This window comes from Chryseobacterium binzhouense (assembly GCF_007474545.1).
GTDB classification, from domain to species: Bacteria; Bacteroidota; Bacteroidia; order Flavobacteriales; family Weeksellaceae; genus Chryseobacterium; species Chryseobacterium binzhouense.
Map to the genome: position 1 here is coordinate 378826 of NZ_VKOG01000001.1, position 18895 is coordinate 397720.

Here is an 18895-nt window from a genome sequence, read left to right on the forward strand (position 1 = left end):
ACAAATTTAGTTATCCTCAGGTTACTCACGATAGAAAATAAAAAGCTCCCATCATTTTTCAATAAATGGAAGCCAAACTAAGTAAACTATGATTGTCTTGTGTTTAAAAATTTATTACGTCATTTTTTCTTCTAAAACGAGTTTAGATTTCTCTGTCCTTTTTCTTTCAATTTTTTCACCGTTTCCATGTATTTTATCGTACAGAAAGGCCAATGGATTAGGCTTTTTGTATATTCTGGAATATCTGTATTGCGTATTAAAATGTCTTACATGAATTTTATAAAAATCATATCCAATTACGACAACAAGACAGGTGCTGATTACATAAAACACACTGAATTCCAGATAATAATATGTAAGACCTGAGAAAACGGCTCCCAAAACATAAGAAATCATGATGCTGACCAGCAGTTTTGCTCTTGCCTTAAGCTCGGGATTTTTCCTGTATCTTTTCTGAGTAAACATAGACGCTAAAATTCCCAGATCAGTGGTCGTTCCGGTAAGGTGGGTTGTTTTTACCAAAAAATTGGAGATACTCGCCGTTAAACCATTCTGAAGACCTGTTGCAAACAACATAAGCGCTACCATAACCTGTGCTTCTTCTATGGTTTTCTGATAGTAAAGATGTCCGTAAATTCCTACTGTCAAGAGACAGATAATTTCTAGAACGAGCGGAAATGCGTGGGCAAAATATTTACTTTTTTTATTGAAATTAATGACCGAAAAGTTAGCAGTAAAACTTCCGAAAAAGAAAAGAAAAATCCATGCTCCTATTACAGCTACCTGTGTCCAGTTTCCTTTGCTTATTTCTGCTGAAAAAACAGCATAATGTCCTGTAACATTGGATGTAAAAGACAGAAAAATAAGCAGTGAGGCAACATTTATAGTTCCTGCCGTAAAGGCGGTCAGCGTTCCCAGTCTTATATTGTCTCCCAACGTTCTGCTGTTACTATAATTCCTTAACATTTTTTTTAAATTTAAAAGTGAATTTGTATTAAACTTCTGCGAAAACTTCCGCAAGCCTGCCTTTTTCAGGCATTACTTTAGGAGTTTCCAGTACCAGCTCGAAAGAAGGCAGCTCTTTGCATTTTCTGATATAAGGAGCCAGATCAAACTTTCCTTTTGTATTCATGTCTTTCAATGACGGAGAATAATAAGCTTCTGTGATATTTTCCGCTTTCACATAATTGTTGAATGCTCTTTGCATGCTTCCGGTAAAAATGTCGCATACGATTTTATCTACCAGATGAGAATATTTGTTGGCAATAATAGCATAAGCTTCACAAAACTCTTTAGCTCTTATTTTGTTGAAAACGGTAGCTTTTGTATTGAATAGCAGATCTCTGATAGAATCTCCCATGTCATAACCAGATACCATGAGAATTTTGTACTTCGTATCCTGCTCAGCATTATTTTTTTCTTTAAGTACTTTTTTTAAAATATTTAATGATTCAAGAGAATAATCTGTTGCTATTAAAATGGTTGTGCTCATATCTTTCAGATTTAGAAGTGTAACATTTTTGATATTACAAAACTATCGCTGCCAAATTAAAAGCTCTTTGGAAAGAAATTAAAATGTAATTAAAGAGATTAAAATGAGATTAGAATTGATGTTAGTTTTAAAAAAACGTATTTTATTCTAAGTGAAAAATTGAACTGAATTAAGAATTTTCTTCCTTTTTTAAAATCCCGTAAATGGTGGGAAATCGCATTTGTACTGTAGTTCCTTCGTTTTCCTGTGAACTTACCAGAAGTTCGCCGTTGTGCATTCTTACAATATTTCTGGCAAGCGGAAGACCAATTCCGTAACCTTCATAGTTTCGGGTATTTGAAGCTCTGAAGAAAGGATCGTAAATTTTGTTCATTTCAGATTCAGGAATCCCGATTCCAATATCTTTTACGATGATATACAGGTCGTTATCTGTAGCGCCTAAAGAGACCTTTACTTTTTGAAAATCAGAGTATTTGCAGCCATTGCTGATGATGTTGGCTACTGCGAGATGAAGCAGTTGCTCGTTCCCCTGAACTTTCAGTTTTTTAGGATTATCCGGAAGCATGCTGATATCAAGGTAAATGTTATTTCTGGAATCTATTTTCCTTAATGTTTCAATGACATCCCATAGAAGCTGATCCATTCTTACACGATCTATTTTTTGAATTTTTCCGTCAAAACCCGTCTGTGCAATGAGAAGAAGCGCTTTTATTTTTTTATCTAATTTTTCGGCTTCATCTAATATGATACCCAGTGTTTCTTTATATTCTTCGGCAGTACGGTTGATGGAAAGTGCAACATCGGCTTCTCCCATAATGGAAGTAAGGGGCGTTCGCAGCTCATGAGAAACATTTCCGATAAGATGATTTTGTGTTTCAAAGGAGGTTTCTATTCTGGTCAGCATGGTGTTGAAAGTTTCTACCAGTTCGTTAAGCTCTTTGTTTCCCGGTTGAGGTTCCAGCCTTAAGTGAAGATTTTCTGAGCTGATTTCTTTTACCTTCCCTGTAATTTTTAAGATAGGCTTAAAAAGTGTTTTAGAAAGATAAAAAGAAAAAATCATGCTGAAGAATATTGAGAGAATCATACACGTAATTAATGTACGTTTCAGAAAACCAAGATAATGAACTACATAATGGTTTTTAGCAGAAGCAATAGCAATATAATCTTTGTTGCGGTGTTTAAAAGACTGACCGATGTAATAGAACTCCGAGTCATTAAAGTTGGCTTCACCTTTTTTCAGAATATTTTTTAAAAAGGAGCTTGGAATATGTATTTTATTGGAAATATCTGTGAAGTTGGAATCAGAAGGAACTGCAAAAACATAGTCTCTTTCCATGGGCAGCTCTTCATCGTTGTTGCTGTTGAGTACATAGTTTTCCGGCAGATCCAGAAGATCTTTGTTTTTCTCTATCTGAACAATTGTTGTCGTTCTGATTTTAAGTAATTCATAGAACCTCTGATGTGAAAAATTAACGATAGAAAAGTAAACCGAACCTCCAAAAATGAGAATGACGGTTGTAAAAACAGCCATCAGAAGAATCATCGTTTTGGTTTGATTGGTAATTACTCTATTGAACATATTCTAAGGTTTTTTCAGCACATAACCCATTCCTATTACCGTATGTATGAGTTTTTTATCTTCCTGATTATCAATTTTTTTCCGCAGATAATTTACGTATACATCTACCACATTGGTTCCCAGCTCATAGTTTACTCCCCATACAGCATCTAAAATTTCTGCTCTTGAAATTACTTTTTCCGGGTTATTGAGAAAATACATAAGGAGTTTGTATTCTGTGGAGGTAAGAGAAACCTCTTCACCTGCACGGGTTACTTTTTTGGTATAATCGTTTACGATAAGATCAGAAAACTGATAAATATGTTTACTGTCGGTGCTTTCTTCCGGAATTTCTTCCACTTTTCCTGAACTGCTTCTTCTGAGAAGGGATTTGATCCTTGCCACAAGTTCAATAAATTTAAAGGGTTTTACCAGATAATCATCACCGCCATTTTCAAGTCCCAAAACAATATTTTCTGAAGTTCCTAATGCAGTAAGAAATAGAATAGGAACGCTTTTGTTGGTTTTCCGGATTTCTTTGCAGACTTCCAGACCATTCATCTCAGGAAGCATGATATCTAAGATGACAAGATCAAAATCGTTTTCCTGCACAAGATTTACTCCGGTGCGACCGTCGAAAGCCACAGAAATTTCATACCCTTTTTCCTGAAGTCCTTTTTTTATAAAAGAAACAACGCTGGTTTCATCTTCAATCAGAACAATTTTTTTCATATCAGTAACCAATAACACAAAAATAGGCAAAAGAATATTAATGAAAACGAACCTGTAAAAAAGAAAAAAAGCAGAATGTTCCGCTTTTTTTCCAAATATATATATTGAGTGTTTTTATTTTTTTGAAGGCATCATAGCGTTCAGAATTACCGGCTCCAGATTAGAAGGTAAATCTGCTGACTTGATCTGATATTTTTTTATTTTCATTTCTCTAAACCAGTTTTCCCAGTATTCTTTGATGACATCAGCTTCAAAAGGATTTCCTTTTACAGGATTAATTCCCAAAACAATCACTTCCAGATCTTCAAGATTTTCATTAGCTTTCACAAAGCCAAGGTTTTTATCCTGTATTGCAGATTTAAAACCGGAAGAATTAAGATTTAAAGATTTTATCAGCTCAGGAGTAAGATAAGATGTCTTTTGACCTTCCGAAAACTTGGAGTCTTTATGATACATATACCCGTCTGTAAGAATATAAAGAATATTTTTGTGATCATCTTTTACACAGTAATCATTCACTTTATTCTTGAAAAATTCCCAAATATCCGACCCTACATATTTTTTGTCTTTTATTGCTGACTGATAAATGGCTAAAGGTAATTGTGAATATTTCTTTTCAACCAGACTGATGTTTTCTTTCGTTGTATTTTTATCGAAAGAAACTTTTAATTCTTTGGTAAGCTCATTCATTTTCGGATCTGAAGGTTCAGGATTGAAGAAAACCTGCATCTGATCGTTGAGCTGAATTACTTTTTTGCTTTTAATGTGATCTAAAAATCCTTTTTCTATCGCTTTAATGTATTCTGTATCTCTCTGGAAATATTCCATCGTAGGATTGGGATTTTTTTCTGGATCTATTCTATCGGAAAGATCGATTAATACACTTACATTCAGATTTTTTGCCGAGTTATTTGGCGTAACTGGATTTTCTGAAACTTTTTCCTTCGGTTTTCCGCATTGGATAAAAAATACAGAAGCTATAATGAGGTAGAATATTTTTTTCATAATTAAAATTTTAAAGAACAGACATATAAACAGAGTTTTGACTGTCAGAATTTGCACCAACTTTGTTGAGATTGTAGTTGTATTGTTTTTTACATTCTTCAATCATATCCTGTTTTACCGGGTAGGAAACGGCAAGCTTTTCACCGATAAACGTAATCCATCCCTGCATATATTCCGAAGCATATGATTTATAATCTTTGGTGGGAATGATAACCCCATCAATGATATTCTGCAATTCTTCCACCCTTCCTTTGGCTTTGGCAATCAGTTCTTTAATGCTTCCTATGCTGTTTCTTATCTCTTCCTTTTGTTTTTCAAAGTCAACAATTTTTTCTTGGTGTACTAAGATATTTTTTTGTCTTATTATCTGTTCATTTTTAATTTTATCTTTCTCTTTATGCTCTTTCATTACAAAATCAAACACAAGTCCCCAAATGATATACACGATAAATCCTGCGAAAATAATTCCCCAGAACTGATTTTTTGTAAACGCAACAGATAGATCGAATGGAGCAGAGCTGAAAGTCTTGTTTAGTTCGTAAAGTTTTGACTCAATTTCGTACGCCAGAATAGCATCGAAAACGAATGTAATAATGAATAGCAAGGCAATTTTTGAATAATTGATCCAGTTTTTATTCTCTCCAAACATATGAATCAAATATCCCAGACCCAAAAATACAAAAGGAATTAATGTTACAAAAGCACCTTCCAACGGACCTTCTTCCCATGCTTTATTGAAAGCCTGTGCATCTAGAACGCTTTGAATAATATTGCCGTTGGCATCAAAATTTTTGAAAAATGCAGAGTAAGATGTTGAAATATAAAATGTAAACAGGTATAAACTGATAGGTAAAAGCAGAAAAAGACCGATCCAGAATTTTGTAGAAGCCCCTTTTGTGGCTTTTACGCTATATGCTTCCGGATTTCTGGGCAGATCATTAATTTCAAATTTAATAGTTTCAATTATACTCTGCACATTTTTAATTTCTCCATCAATATTAACCAGTTTTTCCTCTTTATTATCTAAAGAAACGGTTAAACCTTTAATTTCGGTTTCCTTGTTTTTCTGCTCATTCAGATAAGGTTCTTTGAGCTTGTTCTGCTTATCAACAAGTTCTTTTTCTTCGTTTTGAAATTTGGAGTAAATGGCATCCAGACAGATGGATAAAGCAGTATGGTTGCCACTATTTCGAGAGCTGTCTCTGTAACCGGATTCATGATAAGTACGCTTTCTGCTTTCTTCACTGGCTTCTTCTGACAGCTTTTCGGTCTGAGCCGCAGATGTTATATTTTCTTCTGATGAAACGGGCTTCAGCCGAAAAAGATTCTTAATATTCGAGGTCATGGTGTTCATGATTTAATTATTTAAGGCATTAATAATTTCAGTTTTGGTTTTTCCGTTTTTTACCGCTTCAATGAAATAATCTACAATGTCATTTACATTTTCTTCCAAAAAGCCAAACATTAATACATATTTCTGAAGCGCAGAATACTCATTGGGACTTACTATTCCATCTGCCCAGATCATTGCAGTAAGATCATAGAGATATTCTACTTTTTCGTCAAGATTTTCAGGGATTAAGTTTTTGGAATTGATAGGATTAAGAAGAATTTCGTCTAGATTTTTTTGTGAAATTCCTCTTTCTTCTGCAGATTTATACAACATTTTCAGTTCAAGCGGACTAAAATCTTCGTCGCATATCGCCATTTGATACAATCTTAAAAAATGTGCTTTAAGATTTTCAGGTATTTGTGTGGTTTCCATATTTTTATTTAATTATTCTGTCTCTGGTTCGAGGGATTTCTATGTGATTAGTATTGATGGTTTCTGGTTCTTTTGTTTTTTTCTTCGGGATTAGCGTGTAGAAATAGTAGAGTAATAAAAGTCCTACAATGCAGTCTATGATAATCCAAAATGGCTTTAAATAAAGGTAAATCGGCACAATTGGATTGAAAAGAATAAAGATTAAAACAAAAGTGATAAACCAAAATCTTCTGCTTCTGAATTCATTCACAATAATGACAAATGCCATGAATGAAACGATGATCCGAAGAAAAGTGTAATAGCCAATCGGTAAATCGATAATGCCGATAAAACAGCATAGTGAAGCTATGATGATGAGGTATTTCATGGTTATTTTAGTTTTACTGCCTCAATTTTTTTAATTAAATAATTAGGAAGTACTTTGTCATAGGAACTTACATATCTAAAACTTCTACTGATTTTGTCTTTACTGATTCTCCATCCATAATTTGAAACTAAGTCTAAAGCGTCTTGAGGAGTTAAATTATTTTTATTGAAAGAATGATTTACCTCATCAAATGCCCAATCATCAATTATGTTTTTTGAAATAGGGCAAATATCTATGACCTTATCATTGTAATAGAGAACTGATAAATAAATAATATTACCATCTTCCGTCTCAAAATCAGAATTTTGAATAGAAATTAAATTTGATTTCTCAATTCTATCTCCATTATAATTAGATGTAGAAGCTAAATAGTCACCAGAAGATGTTTTTTTAGATTTAGAGTAGCTTTCATCAGAACTTGATGAATAAGATGGTGAGCTTTGATAACTACTGGATGAATAGCTGCTTCCTGAATTGTAACTTCTTGTATGTGGTCTTACATAAGTTCCATCTTTTCTTGTATAGCCTTTTACACTTGTAGTTCTTCTTTGTGCTTCAATTTGTGTAAGAAAAGAAAATGAGAAAATTATTAAAAGTAAAAATTTGAGTTTCATAATTATTTTTTATTAGTTACAATTAGAACAATACGATCTGTCTACATATTCTTTACTATTTCCGGAATAGTAATAACAACCTCCTCTCGGACCAACAATTAATTCGTGCCCGTTGTAAGTACAACCTCTTTTTGCTGTTGATCTTGATCTTTTCGCTTTGCTTCTTTTACTTTTTGCGCTTTTTCTGCTTTTCTTTTTCTTTCCTTTGGAGAAAGACACTTCTTTTGCTGAAGCTGTGCTGTTATCAGAAGCTGAAATAGCTGTAGGTAATAATAAGGCTAAACCTAAAAGGCTTGTAAGTAGTAATTTTTTCATAGTGATTGTTTAAATGTTATAATTTTCTAAAGTCTGATGAAGCTGATTTCTGAAATTGTAGATTTCATCGAGATTATTGAGCAAAACTTTTTCTCCCGCTTCTTTTCCGTTGTGAAACGTTTCCAGATACTTGTTTGCCGTGTTGAAATGAAATCTGCAAAGTGGCTTTCTGTTGTTGTCATCGAGCAGAACTCCGAAATACGACAGCGTGTCTCTGTGTGCAATTCTTTCAGATGGAATTTTTTCCCGCAAGATGGCTTTTACAATTTGAAAAGCTTCCAGTTCTTCTTCTGTGGTAACGATTTTAGATTCGTTGTTGTCGTCAATAGGAGAAGAGGTGACTATTTTTTCTTCCTGCTTTTCTATTTGTTCGTTGATGCTTAATGCCGATTTTAATCTAAAACTAATAGATTCGTTGATGGATGTTGTCAACGCTTTTTTAGTATATTCTTTAAAGGCAATCATTCGGTTTGCGATAAGTGGCTTATTGAAAAATCGGCTGACCAACATTTTTACCATTTCGTCGGAAGGATTTTCAATTTCTTTTTCAAATTCTTTTCGAATGGCTTTTATGTATTTTAATGCTTCTGCAGAATCTAAAATAGTTTCAAGATTGTACTCTTTCTTGGTAAAGCTTTCCAGAATTTTGATAGAACTGTCTTTGATGTCTTCAATATTAATGGTAAAGAAAGGTTTTTCGTCCATAATATTCGGTTTCTCCAAATCTGTGTAAAAATTATAGACAATTCCGTTGGTAAGAACTCCAAACCTGGATTTTGAAACATGAAAATAACGGTGAAGCTGAGAATTGTGAGCATCGGCATTTTCTTTCCAGTGTTTGCATTCGATGATAATAATGGGTTCGTCATTTTTCTTGATGACATAGTCTATTTTCTCCCCTTTTTTCGTTCCGATATCACAGATGTGTTCCGGAATAACCTCAGTCGGATTAAAAATATCATATCCCAAAATCTGAATAAAAGGCATTACGAAAGCATTCTTTGTGGCTTCTTCTGTTCCGATCTGATCTTTCAGTCCAACAACTTTTTGATGCAGCTGTTCTAGTTTTATTTTAAGATCCATGGTTTTTGGTTTAAATGGTTTCGTCAACAGTTTCTGCTGTCGGAGCGTTGGCTTTTACTGATGCAATCCCGGTTTCCATAGCAGATTTTGAACTGTAATACTGACTTTTACCTATGATTTCTCCGTTTCTTGCTTTCAGCACAAAATAATCTTTGTTGTTAACGGTCATTCGTCTGTCGTATCTGGAATCGTCCTGCGAATTGTTTTTCACAGATTCTATCCCTTTAAGACAAGATGATTTCTGAACGCAGCCTTCACTCATTAAAATGATTTCTCCGTTGCCGGCTTTCAGATTAAACTGATACTCGTTGTTTACTCTTTGAGTGATTACAAATTTTCCCATGATTTTAGTTTTTGCAGCCGTTTTTATCGCATGTTATTTTATCGGAAGTATTTGTCCAGTGGTCTGAATGAACATTTGTATTGGTTCCACAACCAGTTGTTCCTCCTTTTTGCCCTTTATGTACAATTTCTGTTGGTGTATGTTTTACATTCATAATAAATATTTTTTTAAATTGTTTTTAATACTCCAAAAGTATAACCCTTTAGAAACCAATCCTTACGGGAAACCGTAAAACGAAAAAACCTTTCAAAAAAATTGAAAGGTTCGTATGAATGTTTTATGAAAATAAGATTAAATAATTCCCCAATCTTTGCAAAGAGCAATCAGTTGTTCGTTATTACCTACTCCTAAAGATTCTTTCATATTGTTGAGACATTTTTCTACACTGCTCAAGCTGGATGGTTTGATGTTGTTTTCCTTTAAATATTCAGGGATGTTTTTCTGCATCATGCCTTCTGAAAGTAATTTTACAAGAATAATTTCAAATCTTGTGAAATCATAAGAATTTTTCGTTTTTATCGAATTTTTAATATTGGTTGAAATATATTTTTGATTATTAAATACAGCTTTTATAGCTTGTTTTAGTTCTTTAAGATCTTCCCGACCTTTGGAAACGAAACCATTGATTTCGTGTGTTTTGAATAGGTCGTCAACAATTTCGGCTCTGTCTTCTATGGAGAAAGCGATTATTTTGATACTTGGAGATTCATTTTTTATAATATTGATTAAATCGCGACCATTTGTTATATTTTGCTCTCTGTGATCACTTACAAACGAAAGATCGGTAATCAGCAGATCATAAGGTTTTTTTTCACGAATACTTTTTTTGATCTTCATAAATGCATCGTCGCAATACTGAACATTATCTATGATTTCAATTTTTAATTCTTCAAGGGCTTTTTGTACAGAGGAGTTGTAACTCTCGAAATCTTCTGCTATCAGTGTTTTTTTAAACATAATTATTAATTTTTTGCTGGAAATGAAAGGGTTATTTTCAAACCATTTTCTGTTTTCGTGTCAAAATTAATTGTTCCACCAATAGAATTTATACGGGATTCCGTATTTTGCACACCATTTTTTGGAGAAAATTCCGAAATTCCTATTCCGTTATCAGAATATACAATATTTATCAAGTCATTTTCGCGTGAAAAATCAAGAAGAACTTTATCTGCTTTGCTGTGTTTTTTCATATTGGTCATCAGTTCCTGTAAAATATAAAAAACTTCAACCTTCGAATGATCTCCAACATCTTCCCACAAAGATTCTTCGTTACCAATAATCGGAACTTTGATATTTTCTGATGAGTAAGATTTTAGCATTTGAGATAAATGTTGTGAAAAATTATGCTCAAGAACGACATCATTTTTTTCATAAGATATATCTCTTGAAATTTGATAAATCCCATCAAGTTTGTACAGTAAAACTTCTTTGTTCATGTTTTCAGTATTCTCTACTTCAGACATGACATGATAAACTTTGTTGGCTACTTTATCATGTACTTTTTTAGAATACCGAAGCTCTGTGTTTTTTACTTCGAGTTCTTTTTCCTGCTTTAGCCTTATTTGTCTTTTTCTCAAAAAAACAATAACCAAAATTGATAATAGTAAGCTTCCAAAAAGAATTAATATTTTGTTTTCATCTTCAAGCTTCTGAAGTTTTAAATTTTTGTTTTCGGCATTTTTCTGTTCAACATCATATCTTACGACAGCAAATTGATTTTTAGCTTTATTTCTGGCGGTTTGTATGCTGTCATTAAGTTTTTGAAATCGATTAAAATATTTTAAATAATTCTTTTCATCTAAGTTGATGATTTTTTGTAATGCTTCAAGCTGATCATCGGGACTTTTATTTTTTATTGCTCTGTCTAACATCAACTTTGCATAGAATAATGACTGGTTTTTATCTTTATTCATAAAAAAATCTGCAAGGGTGGCAAAGCTGGAATTTAATCCTAAAGAATCTTGTTTTGCTTTTCTAATTAGTAGGGCTTTTTCTAATTCTGGAATTGCGTTATATTCTGTATTACTTAGGAATTTAGCTTTTGCTAAATTATTCAAAACGCGTGCATAGTTGATGCTGTCTTTTGTTTTTGAAAGTCTCTGTAAAAGCTTTATTGCTGATTCGGTTTTGTTTTGAAGAATTAAAGCATCACTTATATTATTTTTAATAACTGATTTGTACTCCTCTTTGTCAGTTGTTTGTAAAGCATTTTGATAATACTTTTCAGCATCATTATAATTTTTTAATGATTTTGATGATATTGCGAGGTTATTGTAATTTGATGAATAAAGATTGTTTACAAAATCATTCTTCGCAGCAGTTTTTAAATATTTATCAGCTTCCAGAGAAGTTTCAATGCTACCATAAAAATCTCCTGTGTCAGACTGTATAATAGCCATATTTATTAAAGATCTTGCGGCTCCTACAGAATCATTTACGTTAAGAAAATCATTTTTGGCAATATTAAAATATATAAATGCTGAATCTACATTTAGATTTTTGAGTTTTTTTGCTTTTTCAAAATTAGAATTTGATGTAACGCCAGAAGCTTCTGTGTTGTGTTTTTTACAGTGATGTAATAAGCAAACTAATAAAATAGCGGTTAAAAAATTTTTCATGTTAATAGTTTCCCGCAAAATAAGAAAAAAAGGACAGATTACTAAAATCTGTCCGTTTATAATTTATGGTTTTGGTAAGGGTGGAGGTAATTGTCCTGTATTTCCACCTGTTCCTCCATCATCTCCTCCTCCTGTTCCGCTTCCCGGATCAAAGCCCGTTCCTGGGTTGTTTTGAGTGGTTACTGTATTTCCATTATTACAATTTGTTGTGTTTGCTGTATTGTTTCCGAATGCTAAGCCAAGTAGCATTAAAAGTAATTGTATCATTTTGTCAAAAAATTTATTGTTAAAGCATTCGTGTTCTTCCCTGCGAAACAGATCACAGATAGTTTTACACGATTAAAAAAATTGAAGCGCTTCTAAATTTTTTGGGAAGTGGACCTTCAAAAACGGAAGAGAAACATCTGCTTCCCAACCCGGAGTTTTCTTCCGTTTTATCAGGTAGTCTAGAAATCAGATTAAATGTTTGTTTTTATAATTTTTAGTTTGTCACTGATTTCTATGGCAAAGATGCATCAGAAAATGAGGTAAGGGTTAGACAGATCTTAGACAGCGGTAGACAACGGGACGGAAATTTGTATTACGGAAAACCATAATGCTATATGGTTGAAAATCATTTAATTTGTAGTAAACTAAATAATCATGTCCAAGAAAAAGTTGCTTATCAAGGAAATGTTTAATAAGGCTAAAGAAGAAACAGGCAAGAAAACTAAAAATGCTTTAGCATCTTACTTGTGGTCTTACTTTGATGAGAGATTTCCCAAATGTATTTCTGACAGGACGCTGTCAAGATATTATGACGCATTCATAGATGAGACCAGGGATGAAATTGAAGTGGAAGATTTTATGCTTGATAGATTCAGTGAGTATGTAGGTTTTAAAAACTTCACCGATTTTTCAAGAACATTCATTAAGAAAGATGAGGCTGCTAATAAAACAATGGTAAAAATAAGTGTTGGTGAGGATGAAGAATCTCTAACTGAAAAACTTTCCAATATCATCATTAATATTACCAATGAGCAAAACTTTAAAATTCCTGATTTTATCAAAAAAAACGGATTGGGTATTTTAGAAATGACTTTTGTATTGCTTCTGGTTACAGGAGGCGTCATGTTTTCTAATAAAAAAACACCCGAACCTTTCAATTGGATGTCTGGTTGGGGTTCTCCCGCTATTGATAAGCCCTATATGTATTGGGAAAATGATAGATATATGGCAACAGACAGCAGTTATTTGGGACCGCAAATTAATGTTGTCCCAATGAATCCTAGTACGTTTACATATCTTAAAAAAATTACAAGACCAGATACCCTTAATATTAATAATTTCAGAGGGAAAGTCTGGTATGATAAAAGTAATAATAGAGTGGATTTTTTTACGAGTTTTGGACGACATCCTGAGAATGGAAAAACTTTAAAAGAAGCCACTGATCGTATTATTGAAAACTATGCAGGATCAGATAATGAAAATCAGGACTGATATCCTAATAATTTCCTGATCTGATAAAAAAACCGTTCTATTAATCTTAAATCCTGTGTAACAATTTCTGCATTTCCACGGAGTTCTTTGTCGAACTTAAGGATTTTATTGTAAGAAGTTTGCAAACCTTTCGGAAGAACAACATCTACATAATAATTTCCTTTGTCATCGGGTGTAAGAGAGATATTCTGTACTTTTCCTTCGATGATTCCGTATTCCTGAAAACGGTAATTATCCAGTTTGATCAGAACTTTTTCTCCCGCAATTATTTTTCCTGAATTAACAGCAGGAACAGACATTCTGCCTACCAATTGTTCTGTATGATCGGGTAGAATAGAGATGATAGGATCTCCTGCTTTTACAAACTGATTTTCACCAAAAAACTGCTGAAAGCTCGCCATTCCGTTAGTAGAAGAAACGATGAGATATGTCTGTTCCCATTGTTTTAGAGATTTTCTGAGATTTTCAAAAAGCTGTAAAGTCTGAGAAGAGTAGGTAATTTTATCCTTCTCTGTGTTGATTGCCGTTCCGCTTTTTGTTTTATTAAGATTGGTTATGTTTTCCTGTAACTGTGACAAAGAAATATTGATGTTTTCGAGGTTTTGCTGAGCCTGGAGGAATTTTATTTTTTCATTTTCCAGCTCCATCGCTGCAATAACTCCCTGATTGAATAATTCCTGAGAACGCTGATAATTTTTTTTGGTAAGCTCGTATTTTGTAATCTCCAGATTTTTCTGCTGCATTAAATTAGCAATTCTTATTCTCGCTTCTGTCATGCTTTGATTGGCAGCAAGGTTTTCCGGAGCATACGGCTGTAATCTGGTGAATAAATTTTCGTCCTGAAAAGCTTTTGCAAAACTGTTGTAATCACCCTGCAGTTCGCCCAGTTTGAAATTGGAAACTTTACTCAACGGGAATGAAAGCAGCTCATCAGATTTTATAGAATCAACAATTGTCTTAAGTTCCAAAACATCCTGATAGTTTGCGGTAGACTGTAAAACCATCATTACATCACCTTTTTTTACTTTCTGATGATCTTTAATAAAGATTTTTTCTATTTTTGAATTACTTCTCGCTTCAATTTTTTCCGGCGGATTCTGGGAGGTCACAATAATCGGAGCGGGAACAAATTCCGGATATTTGATGATGTAACTCATCACCATAATCATAATCAAAATAATAAAAATAACCGTGTTTCCCCATCTGATCATCCAGTGAGGAGGCTGTGTAAGAATATCCTGAACGCTTTCTGAGCGGAGTTCTATGTTATCTAAAATATCTTTCATTTTAATTAGCAATTAGCAGTTAGTACGTAGCAATTAATAGTTAGCAATTAGTTGTTAGTTAGTTTATACTTACTAATTTCTAAATACTACCAAAACCAACCTATTTTGATTTTAATGTTTTTGTTATTGAGATTAATAGCTTCAGTAATTCTGTTGCATCTTTTGATATAGAATTGAATTCTTTTGTTGACAGAAAGTTGGTTTCATACAAAAGATCAAGCCAATATAAGGTTTCATTTGCTTCTTTTAATGCAATGTATAATTTGTTTAAAAAATCTTTATCACTTTGTGCGAATTTACTTTCTGCAATTAATGCTCCTATAGCAGTTCCGCTTCTCAGAAGCTGTTTAGAGAGAATAAATTCTCTCATACTATCCGTCAAAAATTTGTAACAATGAATAATACGTATTGCAAATTTCTTTGATTTATCATGGAGTACATTATCTTTTTTCATTTGATCAATTAGTAGAAATAATTATCAATCGGGTTGAACTAAAATACTAATTACTACTTACTAAATACTACTTAATTACCAAGTTCTAACTGATTTTTAACAAGTCTGTAATATTCACCTTTTAAAGTAACCAATTCTGCATGATTACCTTCTTCTACCACTTTACCTTTATCTAAAACAATAATTTTATCGGCATGTTTCACGGTTGATAATCTGTGTGCAATCACAATTGCCGTTTTGCCTTTGAAGAACTGTTCAAGATTTTCCATGATTACTTTTTCGTTGTTGGCATCCAAAGCACTTGTAGCTTCATCAAAGAAAATGTATTCCGGAGATTTATACACTGCTCTTGCAATGAACAGCCTTTGTTTTTGTCCGCCACTGATCCCAATGCCTTCGTTTCCGATTTTCGTATTGTAGCTTAATGGCAATTCTTCAATGAAATCTTTAATATTGGCAATTTCTACTGCTTTTCTCAGTTTATTTTTATCTACATAATCTTCTCCTACCGCAATATTATTGGCAATGGTATCATTGAATACATAACCTTCCTGCATCACAACACCGCATTGATCTCTCCAGAATCTTGGAGAAATATTCTTCATCTGAGTATTACCGATTTTTATTTCCCCTTCATTGGGTTCATAAAATTTCATTAAAAGTTTTAGCAATGTAGTTTTTCCGCTTCCGCTGGCTCCGACAATAGCGGTAGTTTTCTGAAATGGAATATTTAAGCTTAAATTTTCAAAAACGAACTGGTCAGAACCAATATATCTGAAAGACATATTGTTGATTTCAATATCTTTTTCAGGAATCTCATTGGCATATTGTTCGTTTTTATTTTCTTCATCTTCTTTATCATGAATTTCGCCTAATCTTTCTAATGAAATCTTGGCATCCTGCGTTTGTTTAATAAAATCAATTAATTGTAAAAGAGGACTGTTGAGCTGTCCAATAATATATTGAACCGAAAGCATCATCCCTAAAGTAAGATTTCCTTCCAAAACCAATTTAGCGGAAAGAAAACTCACCAAAATATCTTTCATCTGATTGATGAAATTTCCGCCAACCGATTGCCATTGCTCTAACGAAAGCGATTTTATTCTCAATTTAAACAATTTGACTTGCAGAAATTCCCAATCCCAACGTTTTTGTTTTTCGGCATTGTGCATTTTGATTTCCTGCATACCATTAATGAGTTCAATCACTTTGCTTTGTTCCTGAGAAACCTGTGAGAATCTTTTATAGTCAAGTTCTTTTCTTTTATTAAGAAAAAAAGTAATCCATCCGACATACAGAACAGCTCCAACCAAATAGACAACAAACAATCTGTAATCATAAAACAGCAAAACGATACTAAAAATAATCAGGTTGACTAACGAAAATAAAGTGTTTAGTGATGAGTTGGTGAGAAGTTGCTCAATCCTGTGATGATCGTTGATTCTCTGCATGATATCTCCGGTCATCCTCGTGTCAAAGAAACTGATTGGAAGTTTCATCAGTTTGATAAAGAAATCAGAGATAATGGAAATATTGATTCTTGTGGAAAGATGAAGCAATATCCAGCTTCGGATGACTTCAATTCCCATTCTGCCGAGAAAAAGCATCACCTGTGCAAGGAGCACAAGATAAATAAAATTAATGTCCTGATTCTGAATCCCGATATCCACTATGCTTTGGGTAAGAAACGGCATTATAAGGGAAAGCAAACTTCCTGCAAGCAAACCTACCGCTAACTGAAAAATAAGCGATTTATATTTCAGTAGATATTTTGAAAGAAAAGAAAAACTTGCTTTGCTTTCTTCATCATCAAATTCCGTTTGAAAAAACGCAGGTGTGGTTTCCAGAATAAGAGCAATACCTTCTTCCGTATTTTCATTAGCGTTTTCACCGATCCAGAATTTGATAAATTCTTCTCTTGCGTAGGTTATCAATCCATAACTTGGATCAGAGATATAAACATTATTATTCTTATCAATTTTATAAACGACAACAAAATGCTGCTTATTCCAGTGTACAATACACGGAAAAGGAACTTCAGAGGCAAGTGTATTAAAATCAATCTGAACACCCAATGAACGGAAACCTAAGTCTTCAGCTGCATCGCTCAACCCTAATAAACTGCTTCCTTCACGAGTCGTCTCCGAAAGATTACGAATTTGCTGCAAAGAAATGCTTTTGCCGTAATGTTTACTGATGATTCTGAGACATGTGGGACCGCAGTCTTTGGCATCGGGTTGAAGGTAAAAGGGAAATTTTTTTTTCAACGGTTTTATATTTTCTTCATTATTTCTTCATCCTCCAAAAGATCATCTATAAAATAGAAAATATCATCTCTTTCATATTTATCTGGAAACTGATACCCATTAATAATAAAAATTGGAGTGAAATTAAGTTGAGCTTCTATGTTTTCTACAGTATTCTGAATAATGTCAGTTAAATCTTCACTCACCTTCGATTTCGTTTTTTTACTGATTTCTTCTTCATCTCTATTTTCAAACCAAGAGTCAATAGCTTTTAGAAACTCTTGTTGAGATTTGTTTTTATAAATATTTAGGAAACCCGAGATTAACTGCGTGTATTTTTCTTCAACATTTCCTCCTAAATAATTAAACCTTAATTGTGCAGAAATTTTATCAGGATATTTTGATAGTAAATCTTCTAATATTTTATGGGCGTCTTTGCAAAAACCACAATAAGGATTAGAAATAACGGATATATGGAGTTTTGCATTTTTATTTCCTAAGAAAAAGATATTTTCATCTGAAAACTCAATTTTATCTTTACTTAAAAGCTCGCGTTTAAACAATTCATAATTTCTTTTAAATCTAAGATTTTTTGCATTCAAAACTTTTAGAGTTTCTTTTTCTTTTATAATTGTGTTTATATATGCAACAGTAAAAAATAAAGTAACAAATAAAACAATTCCGATAAAAATAAAATTGATGGAGAAATTAAAATTTAAGTAAATCAGACTTATGGTTAAATTAGACAATAAAATGAAAATAATTATTAGGCATACTCTACACAGTGTTTTTTCTAAAAAAAACTGAACATACAATGAGTATATAATAATAAATACTGAAGTTATTGCCGCAATTTTTAAAATAATCTCTGCCTGAGGAAAAAGAGTTCCTACGATAGTAATTCCTAAAAAGTAAATTAGGCTAAAGTCAGATAATTTTAGTCCTAATATATCTATTTTATCTGAAGAAAATACCCTTTTACAGGAACTTTGTAAATTGTTATTTGAAGTAACTCCACAAATGCTATTTACTATTAAAGAGTCATGACCAAATTTTTGACTAAATAATTCTAAAGAAATAAACAAGCCCAATAATGACAGCATATTGAACAAACTTTTATACCAATCAAGCTGAAATATAGAATACATTATTAGAAAGAAAATAACGAAGTAAATAGAATACTTAAAATTAAAATCTGATTTTGTGGTATTCTGCTTTATATTTTTTTCTAATATAAAAACAAGATTATTGGTTTTTTCGTGCAACTCTTCTTTAGTAAGACTTTCTATTTTATCAGAATATATTATAAACTCATTATTTTTTTTCTGAACAAACGAAAAGGAATTATCAAGAAATGTAATAAATTCGTCAGGAAGTTCATCCCAATATTCTTTGTCCAACTCATAAGCATCATTTTTTATTCCCATAAACCTTAAAGTATCACTAAAAGCTAAAGCTGATGGATAACTAGGATGTGATTGAAATTGAAAGAGATACTCTTCTTTTGAAATTTTTATTTTATTACAAAAAGCTATCAT

At 32.6% G+C, this 18895-nt stretch carries 21 protein-coding genes; 1 reads left to right on the forward strand and 20 read right to left on the reverse strand.

What is annotated here, in order from left to right; all coding sequences use genetic code 11:
- Positions 1-114: 114 nt before the first annotated feature.
- The 16 genes from FNE73_RS01820 to FNE73_RS01890 all read right to left on the reverse strand — a co-directional run bounded on the left by FNE73_RS01820 (position 115) and on the right by FNE73_RS01890 (position 12159).
- Complete coding sequence (locus tag FNE73_RS01820) at positions 115-966, reverse strand: YoaK family protein (RefSeq protein WP_143883079.1); 852 nt, start codon at positions 964-966, stop codon at positions 115-117.
- Positions 967-994: 28 nt separating this feature from the next.
- Positions 995-1492, reverse strand: coding sequence for a hypothetical protein (locus tag FNE73_RS01825; protein ID WP_143883080.1), 498 nt, complete (start codon positions 1490-1492; stop codon positions 995-997).
- Between the two features lie 169 nt (positions 1493-1661).
- Positions 1662-3071 (reverse strand): HAMP domain-containing sensor histidine kinase, encoded by a 1410-nt coding sequence (locus FNE73_RS01830; protein WP_143883081.1) that lies wholly within the window; start codon positions 3069-3071, stop codon positions 1662-1664.
- Positions 3072-3074: 3 nt separating this feature from the next.
- Positions 3075-3782 (reverse strand): response regulator transcription factor, encoded by a 708-nt coding sequence (locus FNE73_RS01835; protein WP_143883082.1) that lies wholly within the window; start codon positions 3780-3782, stop codon positions 3075-3077.
- 114 nt (positions 3783-3896) lie between these two features.
- The gene (locus tag FNE73_RS01840; RefSeq protein ID WP_143883083.1) at positions 3897-4787 is read right to left on the reverse strand and encodes a hypothetical protein; all 891 of its coding nucleotides are present in this window, start codon (positions 4785-4787) and stop codon (positions 3897-3899) included.
- Positions 4788-4797: 10 nt separating this feature from the next.
- The gene (locus tag FNE73_RS01845) at positions 4798-6141 is read right to left on the reverse strand and encodes a beta-carotene 15,15'-monooxygenase (protein WP_185147267.1); all 1344 of its coding nucleotides are present in this window, start codon (positions 6139-6141) and stop codon (positions 4798-4800) included.
- Between the two features lie 3 nt (positions 6142-6144).
- Positions 6145-6552 carry a hypothetical protein gene (locus tag FNE73_RS01850; protein ID WP_143883084.1) on the reverse strand — a complete coding sequence of 136 codons (408 nt, stop codon included), beginning with the start codon at positions 6550-6552 and terminating at the stop codon, positions 6145-6147.
- 4 nt (positions 6553-6556) lie between these two features.
- On the reverse strand, positions 6557-6919 hold the full coding sequence (locus tag FNE73_RS01855) for a DUF6804 family protein (protein WP_143883085.1): 363 nt from the start codon (positions 6917-6919) through the stop codon (positions 6557-6559).
- Between the two features lie 2 nt (positions 6920-6921).
- Positions 6922-7533: a hypothetical protein gene (locus tag FNE73_RS01860; protein WP_143883086.1), complete on the reverse strand. Its 612-nt coding sequence runs from the start codon at positions 7531-7533 to the stop codon at positions 6922-6924.
- Positions 7534-7545: 12 nt separating this feature from the next.
- Positions 7546-7848, reverse strand: a complete 303-nt coding sequence (locus tag FNE73_RS01865) for a hypothetical protein (RefSeq protein ID WP_143883087.1) — start codon at positions 7846-7848, stop codon at positions 7546-7548.
- A gap of 9 nt (positions 7849-7857) precedes the next feature.
- The gene (locus FNE73_RS01870; RefSeq protein WP_143883088.1) at positions 7858-8931 is read right to left on the reverse strand and encodes a type I restriction endonuclease; all 1074 of its coding nucleotides are present in this window, start codon (positions 8929-8931) and stop codon (positions 7858-7860) included.
- 10 nt (positions 8932-8941) lie between these two features.
- Positions 8942-9274: a YegP family protein gene (locus tag FNE73_RS01875; RefSeq protein WP_143883089.1), complete on the reverse strand. Its 333-nt coding sequence runs from the start codon at positions 9272-9274 to the stop codon at positions 8942-8944.
- A gap of 4 nt (positions 9275-9278) precedes the next feature.
- Positions 9279-9428 carry a hypothetical protein gene (locus tag FNE73_RS16640; RefSeq protein WP_185147268.1) on the reverse strand — a complete coding sequence of 50 codons (150 nt, stop codon included), beginning with the start codon at positions 9426-9428 and terminating at the stop codon, positions 9279-9281.
- A gap of 137 nt (positions 9429-9565) precedes the next feature.
- Positions 9566-10231 carry a helix-turn-helix domain-containing protein gene (locus FNE73_RS01880; RefSeq protein ID WP_143883090.1) on the reverse strand — a complete coding sequence of 222 codons (666 nt, stop codon included), beginning with the start codon at positions 10229-10231 and terminating at the stop codon, positions 9566-9568.
- Between the two features lie 5 nt (positions 10232-10236).
- Complete coding sequence (locus tag FNE73_RS01885; RefSeq protein WP_143883091.1) at positions 10237-11892, reverse strand: sensor histidine kinase; 1656 nt, start codon at positions 11890-11892, stop codon at positions 10237-10239.
- Positions 11893-11955: 63 nt separating this feature from the next.
- Positions 11956-12159: a hypothetical protein gene (locus FNE73_RS01890; RefSeq protein WP_143883092.1), complete on the reverse strand. Its 204-nt coding sequence runs from the start codon at positions 12157-12159 to the stop codon at positions 11956-11958.
- A 375-nt stretch (positions 12160-12534) separates the two neighbouring features.
- Here FNE73_RS01890 and FNE73_RS01895 point away from each other — a divergent pair, with 375 nt between their 5' ends.
- On the forward strand, positions 12535-13371 hold the full coding sequence (locus tag FNE73_RS01895; protein WP_143883093.1) for a hypothetical protein: 837 nt from the start codon (positions 12535-12537) through the stop codon (positions 13369-13371).
- On the opposite strand, the gene FNE73_RS01900 is transcribed toward FNE73_RS01895, so the two are convergent.
- The 4 genes from FNE73_RS01900 to FNE73_RS01915 all read right to left on the reverse strand — a co-directional run bounded on the left by FNE73_RS01900 (position 13362) and on the right by FNE73_RS01915 (position 18895).
- Positions 13362-14657, reverse strand: a complete 1296-nt coding sequence (locus FNE73_RS01900) for an HlyD family secretion protein (RefSeq protein ID WP_143883094.1) — start codon at positions 14655-14657, stop codon at positions 13362-13364. The genes FNE73_RS01895 and FNE73_RS01900 overlap by 10 nt on opposite strands.
- Before the next feature lie 100 nt (positions 14658-14757).
- Positions 14758-15111: a four helix bundle protein gene (locus FNE73_RS01905; protein WP_143883095.1), complete on the reverse strand. Its 354-nt coding sequence runs from the start codon at positions 15109-15111 to the stop codon at positions 14758-14760.
- Between the two features lie 71 nt (positions 15112-15182).
- The gene (locus tag FNE73_RS01910) at positions 15183-17378 is read right to left on the reverse strand and encodes a peptidase domain-containing ABC transporter (RefSeq protein ID WP_143883096.1); all 2196 of its coding nucleotides are present in this window, start codon (positions 17376-17378) and stop codon (positions 15183-15185) included.
- A 5-nt stretch (positions 17379-17383) separates the two neighbouring features.
- Positions 17384-18895 carry a vitamin K epoxide reductase family protein gene (locus tag FNE73_RS01915; protein ID WP_143883097.1) on the reverse strand — a complete coding sequence of 504 codons (1512 nt, stop codon included), beginning with the start codon at positions 18893-18895 and terminating at the stop codon, positions 17384-17386.